Annotated in this window: 17 protein-coding genes and 1 pseudogene; 9 read left to right on the plus strand and 9 right to left on the minus strand. The window is 71.3% G+C overall.

The genetic code is table 11. The annotated features are described in order from the left end of the window. Position 1: 1 nt before the first annotated feature. Complete coding sequence (locus ACFY0I_RS01465) at positions 2 to 2,419, plus strand: galactose oxidase-like domain-containing protein (protein ID WP_388888546.1); 2,418 nt, start codon at positions 2 to 4, stop codon at positions 2,417 to 2,419. A gap of 86 nt (positions 2,420 to 2,505) precedes the next feature. Here ACFY0I_RS01465 and ACFY0I_RS01470 read toward each other — a convergent pair whose 3' ends face one another. After that, on the minus strand, positions 2,506 to 3,243 hold the full coding sequence (locus tag ACFY0I_RS01470; protein WP_388888548.1) for a hemolysin III family protein: 738 nt from the start codon (positions 3,241 to 3,243) through the stop codon (positions 2,506 to 2,508). 236 nt (positions 3,244 to 3,479) lie between these two features. Here ACFY0I_RS01470 and ACFY0I_RS01475 point away from each other — a divergent pair, with 236 nt between their 5' ends. Then, positions 3,480 to 5,348 (plus strand): phosphoenolpyruvate carboxykinase (GTP), encoded by a 1,869-nt coding sequence (locus ACFY0I_RS01475; protein ID WP_388888551.1) that lies wholly within the window; start codon positions 3,480 to 3,482, stop codon positions 5,346 to 5,348. An 88-nt stretch (positions 5,349 to 5,436) separates the two neighbouring features. On the opposite strand, the gene ACFY0I_RS01480 is transcribed toward ACFY0I_RS01475, so the two are convergent. From ACFY0I_RS01480 to ACFY0I_RS01495, 4 genes are read right to left on the minus strand one after another with little or no spacing between them, the layout of a single operon-like run. Next, a complete protein-coding gene (locus tag ACFY0I_RS01480) occupies positions 5,437 to 6,042 on the minus strand; it encodes a hypothetical protein (RefSeq protein ID WP_388888553.1) in 606 nt (201 codons plus the stop codon). Continuing rightward, positions 6,029 to 7,690: a substrate-binding domain-containing protein gene (locus ACFY0I_RS01485; protein WP_388888556.1), complete on the minus strand. Its 1,662-nt coding sequence runs from the start codon at positions 7,688 to 7,690 to the stop codon at positions 6,029 to 6,031. Before ACFY0I_RS01485 ends, ACFY0I_RS01480 begins: the two co-directional genes overlap by 14 nt. Further along, entirely contained in the window at positions 7,687 to 8,883 is a 1,197-nt protein-coding gene (locus ACFY0I_RS01490) for a toxic anion resistance protein (RefSeq protein ID WP_388888558.1), read from the minus strand. Before ACFY0I_RS01490 ends, ACFY0I_RS01485 begins: the two co-directional genes overlap by 4 nt. Next, a complete protein-coding gene (locus tag ACFY0I_RS01495; RefSeq protein ID WP_388888561.1) occupies positions 8,880 to 9,980 on the minus strand; it encodes a hypothetical protein in 1,101 nt (366 codons plus the stop codon). The genes ACFY0I_RS01490 and ACFY0I_RS01495 overlap by 4 nt, the downstream gene beginning before the upstream one ends. A 137-nt stretch (positions 9,981 to 10,117) precedes the next feature. On the opposite strand from ACFY0I_RS01495, the gene ACFY0I_RS01500 reads away from it, so the two are divergent. From ACFY0I_RS01500 to ACFY0I_RS01510, 3 genes are all read left to right on the plus strand, one after another. Continuing rightward, positions 10,118 to 10,549 (plus strand): hypothetical protein, encoded by a 432-nt coding sequence (locus ACFY0I_RS01500; protein WP_388888563.1) that lies wholly within the window; start codon positions 10,118 to 10,120, stop codon positions 10,547 to 10,549. Positions 10,550 to 10,615: 66 nt separating this feature from the next. Next, the gene (locus ACFY0I_RS01505) at positions 10,616 to 11,083 is read left to right on the plus strand and encodes a nuclear transport factor 2 family protein (RefSeq protein ID WP_388888566.1); all 468 of its coding nucleotides are present in this window, start codon (positions 10,616 to 10,618) and stop codon (positions 11,081 to 11,083) included. Positions 11,084 to 11,214: 131 nt separating this feature from the next. Beyond that, positions 11,215 to 11,763, plus strand: coding sequence for a hypothetical protein (locus tag ACFY0I_RS01510; RefSeq protein WP_388888568.1), 549 nt, complete (start codon positions 11,215 to 11,217; stop codon positions 11,761 to 11,763). A gap of 61 nt (positions 11,764 to 11,824) precedes the next feature. Here ACFY0I_RS01510 and ACFY0I_RS01515 read toward each other — a convergent pair whose 3' ends face one another. The 3 genes from ACFY0I_RS01515 to ACFY0I_RS01525 all read right to left on the minus strand — a co-directional run bounded on the left by ACFY0I_RS01515 (position 11,825) and on the right by ACFY0I_RS01525 (position 14,468). After that, positions 11,825 to 12,217: a hypothetical protein gene (locus ACFY0I_RS01515; protein ID WP_388888570.1), complete on the minus strand. Its 393-nt coding sequence runs from the start codon at positions 12,215 to 12,217 to the stop codon at positions 11,825 to 11,827. A gap of 102 nt (positions 12,218 to 12,319) precedes the next feature. Continuing rightward, positions 12,320 to 13,531: a pyridoxal phosphate-dependent aminotransferase gene (locus ACFY0I_RS01520; protein WP_388888572.1), complete on the minus strand. Its 1,212-nt coding sequence runs from the start codon at positions 13,529 to 13,531 to the stop codon at positions 12,320 to 12,322. Between the two features lie 664 nt (positions 13,532 to 14,195). Continuing rightward, positions 14,196 to 14,468 carry a hypothetical protein gene (locus ACFY0I_RS01525; protein WP_281205032.1) on the minus strand — a complete coding sequence of 91 codons (273 nt, stop codon included), beginning with the start codon at positions 14,466 to 14,468 and terminating at the stop codon, positions 14,196 to 14,198. Between the two features lie 656 nt (positions 14,469 to 15,124). Here ACFY0I_RS01525 and ACFY0I_RS01530 point away from each other — a divergent pair. From ACFY0I_RS01530 to ACFY0I_RS01545, 4 genes and pseudogenes are all read left to right on the plus strand, one after another. After that, positions 15,125 to 15,424 (plus strand): annotated as a pseudogene (locus ACFY0I_RS01530) (Appr-1-p processing protein); the annotation flags it as partial. A gap of 33 nt (positions 15,425 to 15,457) precedes the next feature. Further along, positions 15,458 to 15,862, plus strand: coding sequence for an SgcJ/EcaC family oxidoreductase (locus ACFY0I_RS01535; RefSeq protein WP_388888575.1), 405 nt, complete (start codon positions 15,458 to 15,460; stop codon positions 15,860 to 15,862). A 28-nt stretch (positions 15,863 to 15,890) separates the two neighbouring features. Next, entirely contained in the window at positions 15,891 to 16,448 is a 558-nt protein-coding gene (locus tag ACFY0I_RS01540; protein WP_388888577.1) for a GNAT family N-acetyltransferase, read from the plus strand. 267 nt (positions 16,449 to 16,715) lie between these two features. After that, positions 16,716 to 17,072 (plus strand): hypothetical protein, encoded by a 357-nt coding sequence (locus ACFY0I_RS01545; protein ID WP_388888580.1) that lies wholly within the window; start codon positions 16,716 to 16,718, stop codon positions 17,070 to 17,072. Here the strand turns inward: ACFY0I_RS01545 and ACFY0I_RS01550 are convergent. Then, positions 17,069 to 17,548 (minus strand): nitroreductase/quinone reductase family protein, encoded by a 480-nt coding sequence (locus tag ACFY0I_RS01550; protein ID WP_388888583.1) that lies wholly within the window; start codon positions 17,546 to 17,548, stop codon positions 17,069 to 17,071. The genes ACFY0I_RS01545 and ACFY0I_RS01550 overlap by 4 nt on opposite strands. Positions 17,549 to 17,583 lie beyond the last annotated feature (35 nt).

Raw genomic sequence — 17,583 nt, forward strand, 5'->3', positions numbered from 1 at the left:
CATGCGTAGGAAGATCCGACGGAGGGCGGGGCGCCGGGCCGCCCTGCTGGCCGTCGGGGCGATGACCGCCGGCCTGCTGCTCACCGCACCGCAGCCCGCCACGGCCGGACCGCCCAACCTGCTGAGCAACCCCGGGTTCGAGACCGCGGGCGCGCCCGGCGCCGACATGCCCTCCTGCTGGTCCAAGTCGGGCTGGGGCGACAACGACTTCACCTTCGCCACCGTCGCCGACGCGCACACCGGCACCAAGGCGATGAAGGTGTCCCTCACGCGCCGCGTGGACGGCGACCGCAAGGCCCTGGTCACGGAGAACACCACCTGCGCCCCGACCGTCGTCCCGGGCCGCCAGTACGACCTGTCCGCCTGGTACAAGTCGAACACCCCGGACGTGTCGGTGACCGTATTCCGGCACGACACCGTCGCGGGCTGGCAGTACTGGACCGACCTGCAGAACCCGCCGGTCAGCGCCGCGTGGGCGCGCACGGAGGTCCGTACGCCCGCCGTCCCGCCGAACACCGACAAGATCGCCTGGGGGCTGTCCGTCTACGGCGTGGGCTCCCTCACCACCGACGACTACACGCTGGAGGAGGTCGGTGCCCTGCCGCCGCAGCCCGCCTGCACGGGCACGGCCGAGCAGTGCGCGAAGGGCGCGTGGGAGGTGATACCGGCCCAGAACCCGGTCCGTTCGATGCACGCCGTCGTCCTGCGCAACGGCAAGGTGCTGTTGATCGCCGGCTCGGGCAACGACATCGCCCGGTTCAACGCGGGCACCTTCGCCTCCGCCGTGTACGACCCGGTGGCCGGCACGTTCCGGACCATCCCGACGCCCGTGGACATGTTCTGCTCCGGCCACGTGCAGCTGTCGGACGGCCGCGTCCTCGTCATGAGCGGCAACAAGGGCTACCCCTCCGCCGACGGCACGGTCGGCTACCAGGGCCTGAAGGACAGCTACGTCTTCGACCCGGCCACCGAGCAGTACACCCGGACCAACGACATGAACGGCGGCCACTGGTACCCGTCCGCCACCATCCTCGGCAACGGCGACGTCATCTCCTTCGGCGGCCTGAAGGAGGACTCCACGGGCAACGTCACCGCGGAGAAGTTCTCGGCCGCGCAGAACAAGTGGCTGCCGATGAACCAGGTCAACCAGACCTGGTCGTACTGGGGCCTGTACCCGTCGATGATCCTCATGCAGGACGGCCGGCTCTTCTACTCCGGCAGCCACACCTTCGGCAACGGCACCCCGGGCACCGGCGCCTCCGTCTACGACTACGACGCCAACACCATCACCGACGTACCGGGCCTGCGCGGCAAGGACCAGCGCGACGAGTCGGCGAGCGTCCTGCTGCCCCCCGCCCAGGACCAGCGGGTCCTCACCGTCGGCGGCGGCAACAACGAGACCAACCCGGCGGCCAACCGGCTCACCGACATCATCGACCTGAAGCAACCCGCCCCCGCCTACACGGCCGGCCCCGACCTCCCGCAGGGCCTGGTCGACACCGGCACGGGCAAGCGCCCGCAGACCGGCGCCGAGGGCAAGATGTACGTCTCCGCCGTCCTGCTGCCCGACGGCAAGGTGCTGGAGACCGGCGGCGGCCTCCACGACCGCGCCGACCCGGTCTTCGAGGCCTCCTTCTTCGACCCCGTCGGCAACACCTATCAGGCCGGCCTGGCCGCCGACCCGATCCCGCGCACGTACCACTCGGGGGCCTTCCTCCTGCCCGACGGCCGGGTCATGTCCGTCGGCGACAACCCCGGCAACGGCACCTACAACCACGCGGTCTCGATCTACACCCCGCCCTACCTGTTCAAGGGGCCGCGCCCGCAGCTCACTTCGGTGATCGACACGCAGTGGGTGTACGGGGACACGCAGCGGATCACCGTCGACCGACCGATCGCCAAGGCCGAACTGATCCGCCCGGCCGCGGTCACCCACTCCTCCGACCCCAACCAGCGGTTCGTGGACCTCCCCATGACCGTGGTCAACGGCACCACCATCGATCTCAACGTCACCAGCAACCCCAACCTGGCGCCGCCCGGCTGGTACATGCTGTTCGGGGTCGACGCCGCCGGCGTCCCCTCCGTCGCGACCTGGGTCCACCTGGGCGGCGCCCCGCTGCTCGCGGCCCGCGACGAGCAGCCCGCCGCGCACGAGCACACCTTCGCGAACGAGCTGGCCGCCCCGAAGAAGAACCCCGCCCCGCGGGACTCGGCACCCGTCGCGCCGAGCGTGGCCGGCTGCGACCGGCACTACGCGACGGCCACCGTCTGCGTACCGACCCGGTTCCCGGCGGAGGTGAAAGCGACGACGAAGGCCCGCTGCGAGTGGCTGGCCGCCCACCGCTACCCGAAGCGGATGAAGGTCAACGGCAGTGACCCGCTCCGCCTGGACCAGGACGGCGACGGCCGCACCTGCTGAGCCCGTCCGGCCCCCGCTCCGAGCCCGTACGGAGCGACGGGGGCCCGGCCGCGACACCGCGACCGGGCCCCCGTGGGCGCCGTGCGTCAGTGCTGGTACGCCGCCATCGAGATGCCGACGTAGTGGGCGACGAAGGCGGCCAGGGTCAGGGAGTGGAAGACCTCGTGGAACCCGAAGAAACGGGGGGAGGGGTTGGGGCGCTTCATGCCGTAGATGACGCCGCCCACGCTGTAGAGCAGTCCGCCGACGATCACCAGGACGAGGACGGCGATGCCGCCGGTCCGCATGAAGTCCGGCAGGAAGAAGACCGCGGCCCAGCCCATCGCGATGTAGCAGGGCGTGTAGAGCCAGCGCGGGGCGCCGACCCAGAAGACGCGGAAGGCGATGCCGGCCGCGGCCGCGATCCACACCGCCCACAGCAGGGTCCGTCCCGTGGACGGCGGCAGCAGCAGGACGGTCAGCGGGGTGTAGGTGCCCGCGATGATCAGGAAGATGTTGGCGTGGTCGAGCCGCCGCAGGATGGCCTCGCCGCGCGGGCCCCACGTACCGCGGTGGTAGACGGCGCTGACGCCGAACAGCAGGCAGGCCGTGAGGATGTACACCCCGCAGGCCACCCGGGCCTCGGTCGTATCGGTGAAGGCCATCAGCACCAGGCCCGCGACGATCACGGCGGGGAACATGCCCAGGTGCAACCAACCGCGCAGCAGCGGCTTGGCCTCCAGTGCGGACTCGACCGCCTCCACGGCCTCGACTACCGGGGAGGCCTCGACGGCCGGGGAGGGCTCGGCGGCCGCGGCGGCGGCGTCAGAAGTCATGGCCGACATGCTACCTACGGGTCCGTAGGTTCCCGGTAGCCGTCTTCCCGCGATCTTCGGACGTCCGTCTTTACGGAAGATTGACGGGAGTGGCCATGCTCACGTGAGAGGCCCCCTGGACATATGCGCACATCCACCGGATGATCAGATGAGTGCGGTCGGCACCGGATGAGCGGAGCGCGAAGCGTCCGGGTCGCAGCCCCCACGGGGCAAACACCAAACAAACCCCTCAACAAGGAGCAATCGTGGCGCGCGACAACGCGGCTCCCACTTCCGTCCCGACGAATCACGAGGCACTGATCTCCTGGGTGGAGGAGATCGCAGCCCTCACCCAGCCGGACCGCGTCGTCTGGTGCGACGGCTCCGAGGCCGAGTACGAGCGCCTGTGCGAGGAGCTCGTCGCCCAGGGCACGTTCAAGAAGCTCGACGAGGCCAAGCGCCCGAACTCGTACTACGCCGCCTCCGACCCCTCCGACGTCGCGCGCGTCGAGGACCGGACCTTCATCTGCTCCGAGAAGGAGGAGGACGCGGGCCCGACCAACCACTGGAAGGCCCCCGCCGAGATGAAGGAACTCTTCATCGGCGCGGAAGGCGCGACCGCAGCGGACGGCGAGCAGGGCATCTTCCGCGGCTCCATGAAGGGCCGCACGATGTACGTCGTCCCCTTCTGCATGGGCCCCCTCGGCTCCGAGCTCTCCGCGATCGGCGTCGAGATCACCGACTCCGCCTACGTCGCCGTCGCCATGCGCACCATGACCCGCATGGGCAAGGCCGTCCTCGACGAGCTCGGCACCGACGGCTTCTTCGTCAAGGCCGTCCACACCCTCGGCGCTCCGCTCGCCGAGGGCGAGGCGGACGTGCCGTGGCCCTGCAACACCACCAAGTACATCTCGCACTTCCCCGAGACCCGCGAGATCTGGTCCTACGGTTCCGGCTACGGCGGCAACGCCCTGCTCGGCAAGAAGTGCTACGCCCTGCGCATCGCGTCCGTCATGGCCCGCGACGAGGGCTGGCTCGCCGAGCACATGCTGATCCTCAAGCTCACCCCGCCGGCCGGCGAGGGCGGGGCCGAGGCCGCCAAGTACCTGGCCGCCGCCTTCCCCTCCGCCTGCGGCAAGACGAACCTCGCCATGCTGGAGCCCACGATCCCCGGCTGGACCGTCGAGACCGTCGGTGACGACATCGCCTGGATGCGCTTCGGCGAGGACGGCCGGCTCTACGCGATCAACCCCGAGGCCGGCTTCTTCGGCGTCGCCCCCGGCACCGGCGAGCACACCAACGCCAACGCCATGAAGACGATGTACGCCAACACCGTCTTCACCAACGTCGCGCTCACCCCGGACGGCTCCGACGTCTGGTGGGAGGGCATGACCGAGGAGGCCCCGGCCGAGCTCATCGACTGGAAGGGCAACCGCTGGACCCCGGAGTCCGACACCCCGGCGGCCCACCCCAACGCCCGCTTCGCCGTTCCCGCCTCGCAGTGCCCGACGATCGCCCCCGAGTGGGAGGACCCCAAGGGCGTCCCCATCTCGGCGATCCTCTTCGGCGGCCGTCGCGCCTCCGCCGTCCCGCTGGTCACCGAGTCCTTCGACTGGAACCACGGCGTCTTCATCGGCTCGAACATCGCCTCCGAGAAGACCGCCGCCGCCGAGGGCAAGGTCGGCGAACTGCGCCGCGACCCCTTCGCCATGCTGCCGTTCTGCGGCTACAACATGGGCGACTACATGGGCCACTGGGTCGACGTCGCCAAGGACAAGGACCAGTCCAAGCTCCCGAAGATCTACTACGTGAACTGGTTCCGCAAGAACGACGCGGGCAAGTTCGTGTGGCCCGGCTTCGGCGAGAACAGCCGCGTCCTGAAGTGGATCGTCGGCCGCCTCGACGGCACCGCCGAGGGCGTCGAGACCCCGATCGGCGTCCTGCCGACCGTGGCCTCCCTCGACACCGACGGCCTCGACCTGCCCGCCGCCGACCTGGAGTTCCTCCTCACGGTCGACAAGGACATCTGGCGCGACGAGGCCGCACTGGTCCCCGAGCACCTGAACACCTACGGCGACCACACCCCCAAGGAACTGTGGGACCAGTACCACGCGCTCGTCGAGCGCCTGGGCTGATCGCCCCGCCCCGCCACTGCCGGGGCCACGAACGTGGGAGCCCCCGACCAAGCGGTTCCCACCGCTGCACACCGACCTGCCTGGTCTGTCAGGAGCGTCCGCGCTCTTCCAGATAGGTCGTGTGCGTCTGCTGACGGCGGGCCTCTGCTTCGCGGAGGTCCGCCGTCAGGCGTTCCGCCTCGTCGAACAGCACCGACAGCTGCCGCTCCAGGTGCCGCTCCGGCGGCTCGCCGCCCGCCGCCAGCCGCGTCCACCACCGGGTCCGGTTGTAGGTGTCCACGCACTCCGGGACGTCCGTACGGATCGCCCGCGACAGCGCGTGCACCGCCTCCGGATCAACGGCCAGCACCTCGGTGACCCAGCCCGGCGCGAGCAGCGCCCCGTACAGCTCCGTCAGCTCGCTCAGCCTCACGCCGGCCGCGGCCGGCAGCTCCACCTCCGCCAGGTACTCCCGCAGCCGACCGAAGTCCGAGCGCAGGACGCCCAGTTGCTCCGCCGGGTCCGGGACGGTCGGCAGCGGCACGCGCTCCGGCGGGGCGATCAGCGCGCCCGCCCCGTACAGCCCGGCGACCACCACCGGCCAGTACGGGCCGGCCACCCCGACCAGGGCGAGCGCCACCCCGAGCACCCCGCAGGCCGAGCCGGCCAGGTTCTTCCTCGACTCCAGGTAGCCGAGCGCCCTACTGGTAGCCACGGATCTCCTCGAAGGCTCCGTCGAGCGAGCCGTTGCCGTCGGTCGCGTCGAACAGCCGCCCGCCGGTCAGCTCCGTGATGTGGGTCAGTTCCTTGCGGTCCGAGTCACCGAACAACACCGCGAAGACCGGCGTGTGCTTGCGGCCTTCCGGAAGACCGGCGTAGAAGGAGTCGAAATCCTGCACCTTGTCACCGCTCTGCCCGTCCGTCATCAGGACGATCGAGGTGAACGCGTCGGCGTTCCCCTGCCCCAGGTGCTGGTACGCGGCCTTCAGACTGCCGTACACGGCCGTGCCCCCCTCCGGCCGGAGGGACGCCACGTCACCGCGGATCGCGTCCAGGGACACCCCCGGACCCGCGGGCTCGACGACGTGCGTCAACACCTTCTTCACCTTGTCACCGAAGGGCAGCAGCGTCACCTCCTCGCGGTCCCGGAATCTGTGACCCGGACCCGAACTCCCCGTCCCCGTCAAGTCGGTGAGCGCCGCCTTCAGCCGCCCGATCCGGTCCTCCTCCGCCATCGACCCCGAGGTGTCGAGCACGTACACCGTCCGCGACGGCCGCCGCAGCTCGTTCTCGTACGAGGCCAGCAGCCCGTCCGCGACCGCCCGCGAACCGGGGAACGGCAGCTCCCGCCGCACCGCCGGGTCCAGACCCGCCGCCGGAGCCACCCCCGCCGCCACCGGCCGCCGCAACGTCCCCGACGTGATCGCCTTCTGCGCCTCGGCGCCCCGCAGGTATTCCGTCAGCGCCCGCCCGGACTCCCGCGCCCCCGCCGGCGCCGAGGTCAGCAGGGTCAGCGGATAGTGCGCCGTGACCACCCCGTCCTTCGGCCGGATCACCGTCAGCGGCTGCTTGGCCCGGTCGTTCATCGACAGCAGCACCGACTCGTAGTTCACCAGCGCGTCCACGTCGTCGCGCTTGGCGTACGCCGTCACCAGCCAACCCGAGGAACCCGACGTCAGCTTCTGCCCGTTGAAGAACCCCTTCAGCCTCGGCCGCGCCGTGCGCACGTCCTCCTCCGTCAGCGCCGCCTGCGCCCCCGACAGCCCCGAGGCCACCGAGACCAGCGCGGAGAAGCCCGAGTTGGAGCGCACCGGGTCCGTCATCCCGTACGTCAACTTCCCGGCGGCCACCGCCTCCTCGACGGCCGACCAGGTCACCTCCTGCGGCTTCCACCCCAGCCGGGCCAGGGCCTGCGGCTTCACCCCGATCGCCACCGGAGAGGACATCACCGGGGTCTCGTTGGCGAGCTTCGCCGACGCCTCCGGCCGCAGCCGCAGGTAGTCGTTGGAGGACAGCCAGATCGCGTCGTAGCGCCCGTCGGCCTTCCCCGACGCGACCTGCTCGACCGCGTCCAGGGTCCCCGACCAGGTGAAGTCCACCGACACCCCGGTCGCGGCCTTCGCCGCCTTCAGGACCGGCTCCATGTCCGTGAGCTCACTGGAGGCCAGCACCCGCAGCCGGCCCTCCTTGTACGCCGTCGGCTTCGACTCCCCGGAACCGCCGGGGCCGCCGGAGGAACCGTCCGAGGTGCACGCCGAGGCCCCCAGCAGCGTCGCGGCGAGCGCGACCGCCGCCGCCATCCGCCTGCGCAGGAGCGCCGCACGCAGGTGCGCGGCACGCGGTCGTCCCGTACGGCCGTTCATCGGTCCCCGCCTTCCAGCGCGCTCGTCGTACGGGTGCGGGCCAGGTACGCCGACGCCGACCGCAACTCCCCGGTCAGGGACTCCACCGTCGCCGCCATGTTCTCCGTCGCCTGCACCTTGAAGGAGTCGATCGCGTCCAGGGTCCGGTAGATCTGCGCGAAAGCCGTCCGCAGCGTCTCCGCGCCGACCGCGGGATCCGCGGCGATCCGCTGGATCTCCCCGCTCTGCGTCGCCAGCATGTCCGCGTTGCCGCGGATCAGGTCCTCGGTCGTCCCGCGCAGCGCGTCGACCTGCTCCGTCACCCGACGCTGATTGTCCAGCGCGGACGCCAGCATCACCGCGATCCGCAGCGCCGAGACCGTCGTCGTCGCGGCCCGGTCGACGCCCTTGATCAGCTCGTCGTTGTTGCGCCGCACCACGTCCATCGCCAGGTAGCCCTGCGCGCACACGGCGAGCTGGGTCAGCAGGTCCTGGTGCTTCTGCCGCACCGGGAACAGCACGTCCGCCCGCAGCACGTCCGCCGCCCGCGGATCGGTGGGCCCGGCCTCCGCGATCCGCCGCTCGACGGCCGCGTCCAGCGCCTCGGTGAGGACGGCGTGCTCCTGGAGCCTGCCCATCGTCTCCCAGAGCCGGGCCCGCTCCGTGTGCAGGGCCGCGTTGTCGCGGCGCAGCTCGTCCTGACCGCCGCGCAGCGCGCCGACGATCCGGTTGAGGGAGGTCTGCGAGGAGGCGTACCGGGCCACGTGGTCGCGCAACTTGTTGCCGCCCGGCAACTTGGCGAGCAGCCGGCGGGCCCCCTTGACGGGCGCGTCCCTCGGGTCGAGGTCCTCGACGGTGCGCCGCAGCTCGACGAGGGAGGAGGCGACCCGGGCCTGGGCGTCGCCCTCGCCGTCCCGGCCGAGCGAGCGCACGGCCCGCTCCAGCATCCGGTTCGACTGCTGGGCGGCGCTGCGGACGTCGGCGGAACCGAGCCCGGCGATCTCCCCGATCCGCCCCGCGAACTCGGGGGAGCGGGCGTCGATCGCGGCGAGCGAGTCGACGTACTCCGCGGCCCGGCGGGCCATTTCCTCGCGGACCCCGTCCTGCAACGGGACGAGGCCGGTCGCCTGCTCCCGGCGGACCGGGGCGACGGGCTCGGGTGCGGAGAGGACGAGCGGGGCGTCGTCGCCGCCGATCGGTGGTGTCGGTGTCACGGTGTGTCCCCCTGTCCCTTGGCGCGGGCGGCCAGCGCCATCAGGACCTTGACGGTCGGTGCGCCGACCTGGCGGATGCCGGTCAGCCCCGGGTTGAGCCAGCCGGAGTGCGGCGCGGTCGCGGCGGTGAACTCGGCGACGCCCTCCTGCGGGCGGAACCCGTGGCGCACCGCCAGCTCGCGCAGCTTCGGATCGTCGACCAGGAGCGTCCCGAGCTCCTTGGCCGCCTCGCTGATCGGTACGAAGGTGTGCGGGGAGTTGACGGTGGTGTCCGGGTAGAGGACGACCATGTCGGCGGCGGTGCCCACCGCCTGCTTCTGCAGCATGAGCGAGGCGACCTGGGCCTCGTACGCCAGGATCAGCGGCTCCCCGCTGCCGCTGATGAACGCCCGGAACGGGTCGTCGGTGCTCTGCTCCAGGGCCCCCTGCACGGAGATCAGCTTGCGCATCAGCGGGGCGGTCCGCGCGATGCCCGCGTCGTCGGCGACGACGGTGTTGCCGTTGGCCACGTTGGAGGCGGCGGCGATGAAGAGCGCCCCCGAGTTCGAGGTGGCCGGGTCGGTGGTTTTGATGAACACCGTGCCGGTCAGCTCGGCGTGGGCGGCGGAGCCCGGCAGCTGCTGCCAGGTCCGGTCCTCTCCCGCGGCCTTCAGGTAGGGGCCCATCAGGAGGGTGCCGGAGTTCTTCCCGGTCATCCTCGCGAGCCCGTTGTCGGCCAACACCTTCGCCACGTTGGCGCGGGCGATGACGACGAGCGGCGAGAAGAACGGCTTGCTGGTCTGCGCGCCCTTGACGCCGGCCGCGCTCTCGATCCCCTGAGCGGGTTCACTGCTGCTGGGGAAGGCGAAGTCGAACTCCTTGAGGGCCAGTTGGTCCATGGCCCAGGAGCCCGAGGTCTCCGTCTTCACGGTGTAGCCCTTGTCGGCAAGGGCCTTGACGACGTCCGGATCGCGGAAGAAGTCGGACTTCTCCGATCCGATGACGCCACGCACGGTCTTCGTTGCCGTGCCCTCTGCTTCGCGGCCCCCGATGGCGATGACGGCGATCACGCCGCCGATCAGGAGGACCGCCAGAGCGATACCCAGGATGCGTCTCACGGGTGCAGCGTGCTCGCGGAAACCCACATTCCGCGCCGCGTTGAATGAACGTCAGGTGTCCAGGCGGTCCCACTTCGAAATGCTGTGTGGGCCCGCGGGTGCTGGTGGGCGGGGCGGGCTGCCGGGAGGATCGTCCCATGGGCGTGACGGCATTGAAGTGGCAGGGCTGGCTCGTCGGCCTGGTGGGGCTGGCCGGACTGTTGGTGTTCGCCCCGCTGGGGCTCTACGTGTGGGCCAGCGGGGACGACCGCCCCGCCGCGCCCCCGCCGGGCCCGGTGATCCAGGACGTACGGGTCACCGCGTGCCGGGTCGATCCGGCGAGCCGGCGCGTGGTGGGAGTGGTCGAGGTGACGGGCCGCCGGGACGCGGGCCCGGGGAGCTACGTCGTCACGGTGGAGTTCCGGGACCGTGAGGAACCCGGCGGCCGGGCGGCCCAGGCCCTGGTGAAGATCCCCGGCGTGGCCCCGGGCGCCACGGAACGCGGCGAGGCCCTCGGCCCGGTCTGGCCCCCGGCCACGGTCCCCTGGTGCGGGGTCGCGGCTGCGGAACCCGCCCCGGCGCCCCGCTAGGCGGCTTCTGACAAACTCCGCTTCGCGCTCGGCTCCGGCCGCTCCCGAGGCCGCAGGATCAGCCGTATGGACAGCCAGACCTTGCACATCGAACTCCGAGCCCTGACCGACCGCGCCGAGATCACCGACCTGTTCGACCGCTATCTGCGTTCCCTCGACGAACGGAAGTTCGACGGAGCGTGGGCGGCATCGTTGTTCACCGAGGACGTGAGCACCGAGACCCCCGCCGGACTCGTGCGCGGGCGCGACGCCGTCCTGGAGAACGTGCGCACCGCGATGCGCCTCTTCGACCGGACCGTGCACTTCGGGAGCAACTACGTCATCGAGGTGGACGGCGACCGCGCGACCCTGCGCGGGAACCAGCTCAGCACCCATGTGCTCGCCGGCGACGGCGGCCTGTTCCTCTCCGGCGGCCGCACGGACAACGAGCTGGTGCGAACCTCAGCCGGCTGGCGGCTCCACCGCGCGGACCTGCACATCACCTGGACGCAGGGCAATCCGCCGGTACTCCCGCCCGGGCTCGCCGGGGCCTGAGAACGCCCGACGCGCGCGGCGGGGCCAGGCCCGCGTCATGAGTGAGGATGAGCCCGGCTCGTACAACGATCGGCCCGGAGTTCGCGCGCCGCGAGGCGTCCGGCTCCGGGCCGAAGTCACAGGAGGTGCCGATGGACGTTCAGTTCGTTCCGAAGCTTCTGATGTCGCGGACGCGGTGGGTGAGCCCCGTGTCGGACGGCAGCGAGTGCCTGACGGCGGTCACACCGCTCGGGCTGCTGTCGCTCAGCCGCCACCGTTCGGGCGTGCTGTCCGCCGGCTCGGCGGTGGGAGGCATCCTCGAGGACTGGAGGATCTCGCTCGACGGAGAGGCCTTGGCGGAAATACGCGGTGTTGCCCCGCCGGGACATCCCATGAGGATGCAGGTGAGGCGCGGGGTCACCGGGCACATTGATGGGGTCCCCGTTGGCATCTCGGCGCTGCGGACCCTCAAACGACAGCACCGGTACGTCGCATTCGCCTCGGCGGAAGTGACCGTCGAATTCCGGGGGAGGCCACAGCGGGTACGGGTCCAAGAGCGCGGCGGAACTGTTCTTGCGGAGAAGAATGGGGTGGTGTGGAAGCTGCCGTCGGACGATCGCAGGACCTTCGCCGCGATGTCGCTGTTCGAGCTGGCGGGTCTGGACAGTTTCCTGGTCAACCCGGTGCTCGCCGTGCTCTGAGCCAGGTCAGTCGGGTTCGTGGCACCCGGTCCGGAGCCTCCGCGGCCCCGGACCGGGGCCGTCAGTGGGCGCCGGCCAGGTCGACGGAGTCGAGGGCGGCGGCGTGCGCGTCCATCCGCTGGGCGGCGAGGATCGCGGCGGTGGTGTCGGCGCGGGACGCGGCGACGACGAGGGCGCGGGCGGCGAGGTCATGGGCCCGGCGGTGCAGGGCGACCGCATCCCCGGGGGAGCCGTGCGCGGCCCGGGTGGGCCGGGACCCGCGCAGGCGCGCCACCTGGTCGGCGATGCGCGTGGCGCTCTCGTCGAGGCCGAGCTCGTCGGTGACGGCGAGCAGGGCGGCGAGGTGACCCGCCAGCTGCGTGTCGAGGGCTTCGCCCCGGCTGCTGTGGGGGTAGTCGGACCGGCTTTCGCCCATGCGGTGGACGACCGGCTTCGTGCGGATCGGCTCGTACATGAGGAGGCCTCCTGCGTGGTCAGGAGACCATCCTACATTGGATCCGTTCTAAAGTTGAGGTCAATCCGGGATCGAGTCCGCAGGGTGGGCCCGGGCGGACGGTTACGGCTGGCCGTAGCCGTCCAGGAAGTTGCCGATCCGGGTCACCGCGTCCGCCAGGTCCTTGGCGTTCGGCAGCGTGACGATCCGGAAGTGGTCCGGCTCCGGCCAGTTGAAGCCCGTACCGTGCACGACCATGATCTTCTCGGCCCGGAGCAGGTCGAGGACCATCTGCCGGTCGTCCTTGATCTTGTAGACGGACGCGTCGAGCTTGGGGAACGCGTACAGCGCGCCCTTTGGCTTCACGCAGGTCACGCCCGGGATCTGCGTGAGCAGGTCATAGGCGACGTTGCGCTGTTCCAGGATCCGCCCGCCCGGCAGGACCAGGTCCTCGATCGACTGCCGGCCGCCGAGGGCGGTGGCCACGGCGTGCTGCGACGGCATGTTCGCGCACAGACGCATGTTCGCGAGGATGGTGAGGCCCTCGATGTACGAGGAGGCGTGCTTCTTGGGCCCGCAGACCGCCAGCCAGCCGGACCGGAAGCCAGCGACGCGGTAGTTCTTCGACAGGCCGTTGAAGGTCAGCGTCAGCAGGTCCGGCGCGATCGCGGCCGTGTTGGTGTGCGTGACGCCGTCGTAGAGGATCCGGTCGTAGATCTCGTCCGAGCAGACGACCAGGTTGTGCCGGCGCGCGATGTCCGTCAGCCCGCGCAGCATCTCGTCGTCGTAGACGGCGCCGGTCGGGTTGTTCGGGTTGATGATCACGATCGCGCGGGTGCGGTCGGTGATCTTGCGCTCGATGTCGGCGAGGTCGGGCATCCAGTCGGCCTGCTCGTCGCACCGGTAGTGCACGGCCGTACCGCCGGCCAGCGAGACGGATGCGGTCCACAGCGGGTAGTCCGGCGCGGGAACCAGCACCTCGTCGCCGTCGTCGAGCAGCGCCTGCATCGACATCTGGATCAGCTCGGAGACGCCGTTGCCGAGGTAGATGTCCTCGACGTCCAGCTCGATGCCCTTGGTCTGGTAGTGCTGCATGACCGCGCGGCGCGCGGAGAGCAGCCCCTTCGCGTCCCCGTAGCCGTGGGCGGTGCCCAGGTTGCGGAGCATGTCCTCAAGGATCTCCGGCGGGCACTCGAACCCGAAGGCCGCGGGGTTGCCGGTGTTCAGCTTGAGGATGCGATGACCTGCCGCTTCGAGCCGCATCGCCTCTTCGAGGACGGGTCCGCGGATCTCGTAGCAGACATTGGCGAGTTTCGTTGACTGGATCACCTGCATGACGGGAGCTTACGGGGCCCCGCGCCACCCCGCTCGACCTTTCGAACCGGCATGGGGGGAGGTAATTGTCCCGTTTTCGCGCGATGGGAGGCCCGCACTCGCCTCCCCCTTGGAAACGACGCCCGCACGCGGGGTCCGGCCTACGGAATGGAAGGAGGGGGAAGGCCCGGAAGGGCGGTGTTGCGCTCGTCACCTTGGGGGGTGGGGTGACGGCGGTGGGTCGGGGTCGGGGGTGGTCGGTGCACCCCGGGTCGGGGTCGGAATGGGTCCGGGGGCTGCCCGCCAGTCCACTGTCCTTCCGTTTCGGTCCGGTCCCTCAAGGGCGCTCCCTGCGGTCGCGTCGCTTCGCGATGGCCTTCGGCCACCCTTGACCGACCGGCCCGAAACGAAATGCCAAAGACTGTCGGGAAGCCCCCGAGGAACGGCATGGGGGACGGATGAGCAGGAGCGGGTCCGTCAGGGACCAGACGAGGGGACGGGCGTCGGCCGGCAAGGCATACGGGCACGCCCGAAGGCCCGCGGCCCCAAAGGCCCTACCCGCCCGTCAGGACGACGACATCGACCGGGAATGCGGTCGAGCGGGACGACGCGCCGGATCGCCCGTGTGTCGTCGCCAGGTTCGGCGTCCGGCGGTCGTCCGGGGGTGGTCTACGGGGCGGTGGACCTAGTTGGGGGCCACTCGGCAGGCGGTCACTGCGGTTCCGTTGGTCACGCCGCCCTCGGTAAGGCCTGTCACGCACTTCGCATGGTCGCCGGTGAGGCCGACGTAACACGCCATGCGAATGGAGTCGGGGGCCTCGCCACCCTGTAGCTCCCGCTCGACCTGGTTGATGCAGGCCGTGACGTCCGCGTGGGCGGCGGGGGCCGTGAACGCCACACCGCCGACTGCGAGGGCCAGACCGCTGAGGACACCTGCGATACGGGTAGACGTGCGCATGGACGCACCTGCTCTCCGGGATCGTTGAGCGGCCCGGGACCTGGAGGTGCCGGATCCGGCTCGACAGGACTTCCCCTCCTGCATTCGACGCTAGAGCAGCCCCTCCCCACACGCACCCGCTCAGCGCATTCCCCCTGCTCAGGGCGGCCGCCGGACGCTGAACCGAGCGACGGGACAGAGATGATCCGGCGCGTGTCCCCGCCCTCACCGCATTCCCGGTCGATGTCGTCGTCCTGACGGGCGGGTAGGGCCCTTGGCCGCGCCCGTGGCCCGGACGCAGGCCTTCGGGCGTGCCCGTATGCCTGGTCTACCGACCCCCGTCCCCTCGTCTGGTCCCTGACGGACCCGCTCCTGCTCATCCGTCCCCCATGCCGTTCCTCGGGGGCTTCCCGACAGTCTTTGGCATTTCGTTTCGGGCCGGTCGGTCAAGGGTGGCCGAAGGCCATCGCGAAGCGACGCGACCGCAGGGAGCGCCCTTGAGGGACCGGACCGAAACGGAAGGACAGTGGACTGGCGGGCAGCCCCCGGACCCATTCCGACCCCGACCCGGGGTGCACCGACCACCCCCGACCCCGACCGGCCACAACCCCCACCCACCCCCGGACCACCTGCACCCCACCCCACCCCACCCCACCCCACCTCCGCGGGCGCAGCGGGACGAATTCGGGCTCGGGGCAGTGCAGTTGGTGCGAGTGATGCCTGACGTGTGGGTGGCCAACATGGTCGGGCAGCGGGGGCTGCGTGCCGGCAGCGGGGGGCCGCCGATCCGGTACGACGCCGTCGAGCGGTGCCTCGGTGCGCTCGCCGGTCACGCGCTGGAGTTGGGGGCGAGCGTGCACATGCCGCGCATCGGGTGCGGGTTGGCGGGCGGGAAGTGGTCCCGGATCGAGCCGCTGGTCACCGGTGAGCTGTCCGCCCGCGACATCGAGGTGACGGTCTACGACCACGACTCTTGACCTCAACTCGGCTTGAGGTAAGAGGATTTGGTCATGGCCACGGAATCCACGTCGCACGCGACGGACATCGAAGCCCTTCACCGACTCGTCGCCACTGTCGAGCAGTCCCAGCGGAACAGGGACGCCGAGGAGTTCCTCTCCCTCTTCCACCCGGACGCGATCTGGACGACGGCGCACGGCCGGACCCTCCTCGGCTTCGAGGCCATCGCGGAGTTCACCCGCAAGGTCCTTCCCGGGACGAGCCGGGACGGCGAGGTCAGCTACGAGGTCGCCCACGTGCTGTTCATCCGGCCGGACGTGGCGGCCGTCAAGGTCAGCCAGGTCTACCGGTCGCCGGCCGGGGAGACCAGGGGCGCGCCGCTGTACGTGGTCTCGAAGCAGGACGACGGTCGCTGGTTGCTGACCGCCTGCCAGAACACGGGTGTCGTCGCCGACTAGCCCCTCGCGGCGGTGGGAGCATCGGCCCATGCGCTACCGATACGCCACCGAGGCCGACGCGCCCGCCATGGCCGCGCTGTTCGCGGCCAATCACCACGACGCACTGACGCCCGAGCAGCGTTCCCGTCAGGGTTTCGTGCAGGGGGCCTTCGACGTCGATGCCCTGCGGGCCATGGCCCGGGCCGGGGAACTGCTCGTCGCGGACGACGGTGACGGGGCGGTCGTGGGGCTGCTGGCCCTGTCGGTGGCCACGGACCTGCCCGCCCCGCCGGCCGCGGTACGGGGGCTGCTGGAGGCCCAGGACGAGCTGCGCTGGCAGGGGCGTCCGCTGCGCGAGGTGCGGTGGCTGCTGTACGGGCCGGTGGTGGTCGACGCCGCGCACCGCGGCCGCGGCGTGGCCCGGGGGCTGTTCACGATGGCCGTCGCGGCGGCGGCGGAGCGCGCCGAGGCGGTGGTGGCGTTCATCGAGGCGGACAACGTGCCGTCCCGGAAGGTGCACGTCGACGGATTCGGGATGACGCCGCTGGGCGACTACGTCGCGCAGGGCCGCACCTACACCGCGGTGGCCGCCGGGGCGGGCGGGTAGGACAGGCAGGGCGGGCAGGGCAGGCAGGGCAGGCAGGACAGGCAGGGCAGGTAAGACGGGTAGGGCGGGTAAGGCAGGCGGGACCCCGGGCGGCGACTCGGCGGCTGAGCCGGAGCGGGGCCGCCCGAACGGGTGGTGGTGCGCGGACGCGCCGGGCGGGGCGGCGGTGGCGGATCGATTCGCCACCGACGGGCCCTCCTAGGGTCGGGCCCGCAGTACCCCACCCCCTCGATCACCTTGATCGTCCCCGGAAGGGATCCACCCGTCATGAAGCTCCGCAACACCGTCGCCGCCGCCCTCGGTGCCTTCGCGCTGGTCCTCTCGCTGCCCGGCTCGGCCCTCGCGGCCACGGGAGACTTCAGCTACAAGTACGTCACCGACCTCGGCCACGAAGAGCGCATCACCCTGCACGACCCGCACAGCGGCAAGTGCATCAACCTCTACGCCGTCGGCGACGACGAGGTGCCGCCCGGCTACGGCCCGCACAACCGGACGGACACCCCCGTCACCGTCTACTCCGGCCCGCTCTGCACGGGTCGCGAGTGGCGGCTGCGGGCGAACGGCAACCCGGCCACCGACCAGCTGGAGGTGCGCTCGGTGCGCTTCGACGCCCCGGCCGCCTAAGGCATCCGCAGGCCCGGGCGCGCCCCGTCACCCTCGACGATCACCAGGGGCAGTTCGCGCGGCCGGGCCGTGGCCTGGTGGTCGTCGAAGAGGGGCCACAGGGCCGTCATCGCCTCCCAGTACGTCTCCCGCTCCGCCCGGTTCGCCGTGCGCGCCCGGCCGGTGAGGGCGGTCGGGCCCACCTGGAGGCGGACTTCCGGGCGGGCGGTGAGGTTCTCGTACCAGGCGGGGTGGTGCGGGCCACCCGAGCCGGCGGCCACCAGGAGGTACCGGCCGGCGTCCCGTCCGTAGATCAGCGGGGTGCGCACGGCCAGGCCGGTGTGCCGGTCGACGGTGGTGAGGAGGAGGGTGGGGACGCCGTGCCAGAGGTGGTCGGCGCCGCCGCTGGTCACGTACGTGCGTACGTGGTCGAGTCGCGGGCCTGGGCGCGGGTCCGCGGGGTGGTCCCAGTCGACGTCGACGGTGACGCTGTTCATGCTTCCTGACCTCCGTAGGGCGGCCCCCCGGACGG

The sequence above is a fragment of the Streptomyces sp. NPDC001568 genome, from assembly GCF_042893755.1.
Lineage (GTDB): Bacteria > Actinomycetota > Actinomycetes > Streptomycetales > Streptomycetaceae > Streptomyces.

Coding starts and splice junctions, on each gene's coding strand:
- ACFY0I_RS01465 (WP_388888546.1), top strand. CDS start 2: ATGCGTAGGAAGATCCGACGGAGGGCGGGGCGCCGGGCCGCCCTGCTG.
- ACFY0I_RS01470 (WP_388888548.1), bottom strand. CDS start 3,243: ATGTCGGCCATGACTTCTGACGCCGCCGCCGCGGCCGCCGAGCCCTCC.
- ACFY0I_RS01485 (WP_388888556.1), bottom strand. CDS start 7,690: ATGAACGGCCGTACGGGACGACCGCGTGCCGCGCACCTGCGTGCGGCG.
- ACFY0I_RS01500 (WP_388888563.1), top strand. CDS start 10,118: ATGGGCGTGACGGCATTGAAGTGGCAGGGCTGGCTCGTCGGCCTGGTG.
- ACFY0I_RS01505 (WP_388888566.1), top strand. CDS start 10,616: ATGGACAGCCAGACCTTGCACATCGAACTCCGAGCCCTGACCGACCGC.
- ACFY0I_RS01510 (WP_388888568.1), top strand. CDS start 11,215: ATGGACGTTCAGTTCGTTCCGAAGCTTCTGATGTCGCGGACGCGGTGG.
- ACFY0I_RS01515 (WP_388888570.1), bottom strand. CDS start 12,217: ATGTACGAGCCGATCCGCACGAAGCCGGTCGTCCACCGCATGGGCGAA.
- ACFY0I_RS01520 (WP_388888572.1), bottom strand. CDS start 13,531: ATGCAGGTGATCCAGTCAACGAAACTCGCCAATGTCTGCTACGAGATC.
- ACFY0I_RS01525 (WP_281205032.1), bottom strand. CDS start 14,468: ATGCGCACGTCTACCCGTATCGCAGGTGTCCTCAGCGGTCTGGCCCTC.
- ACFY0I_RS01535 (WP_388888575.1), top strand. CDS start 15,458: ATGGCCACGGAATCCACGTCGCACGCGACGGACATCGAAGCCCTTCAC.
- ACFY0I_RS01540 (WP_388888577.1), top strand. CDS start 15,891: ATGCGCTACCGATACGCCACCGAGGCCGACGCGCCCGCCATGGCCGCG.
- ACFY0I_RS01545 (WP_388888580.1), top strand. CDS start 16,716: ATGAAGCTCCGCAACACCGTCGCCGCCGCCCTCGGTGCCTTCGCGCTG.
- ACFY0I_RS01550 (WP_388888583.1), bottom strand. CDS start 17,548: ATGAACAGCGTCACCGTCGACGTCGACTGGGACCACCCCGCGGACCCG.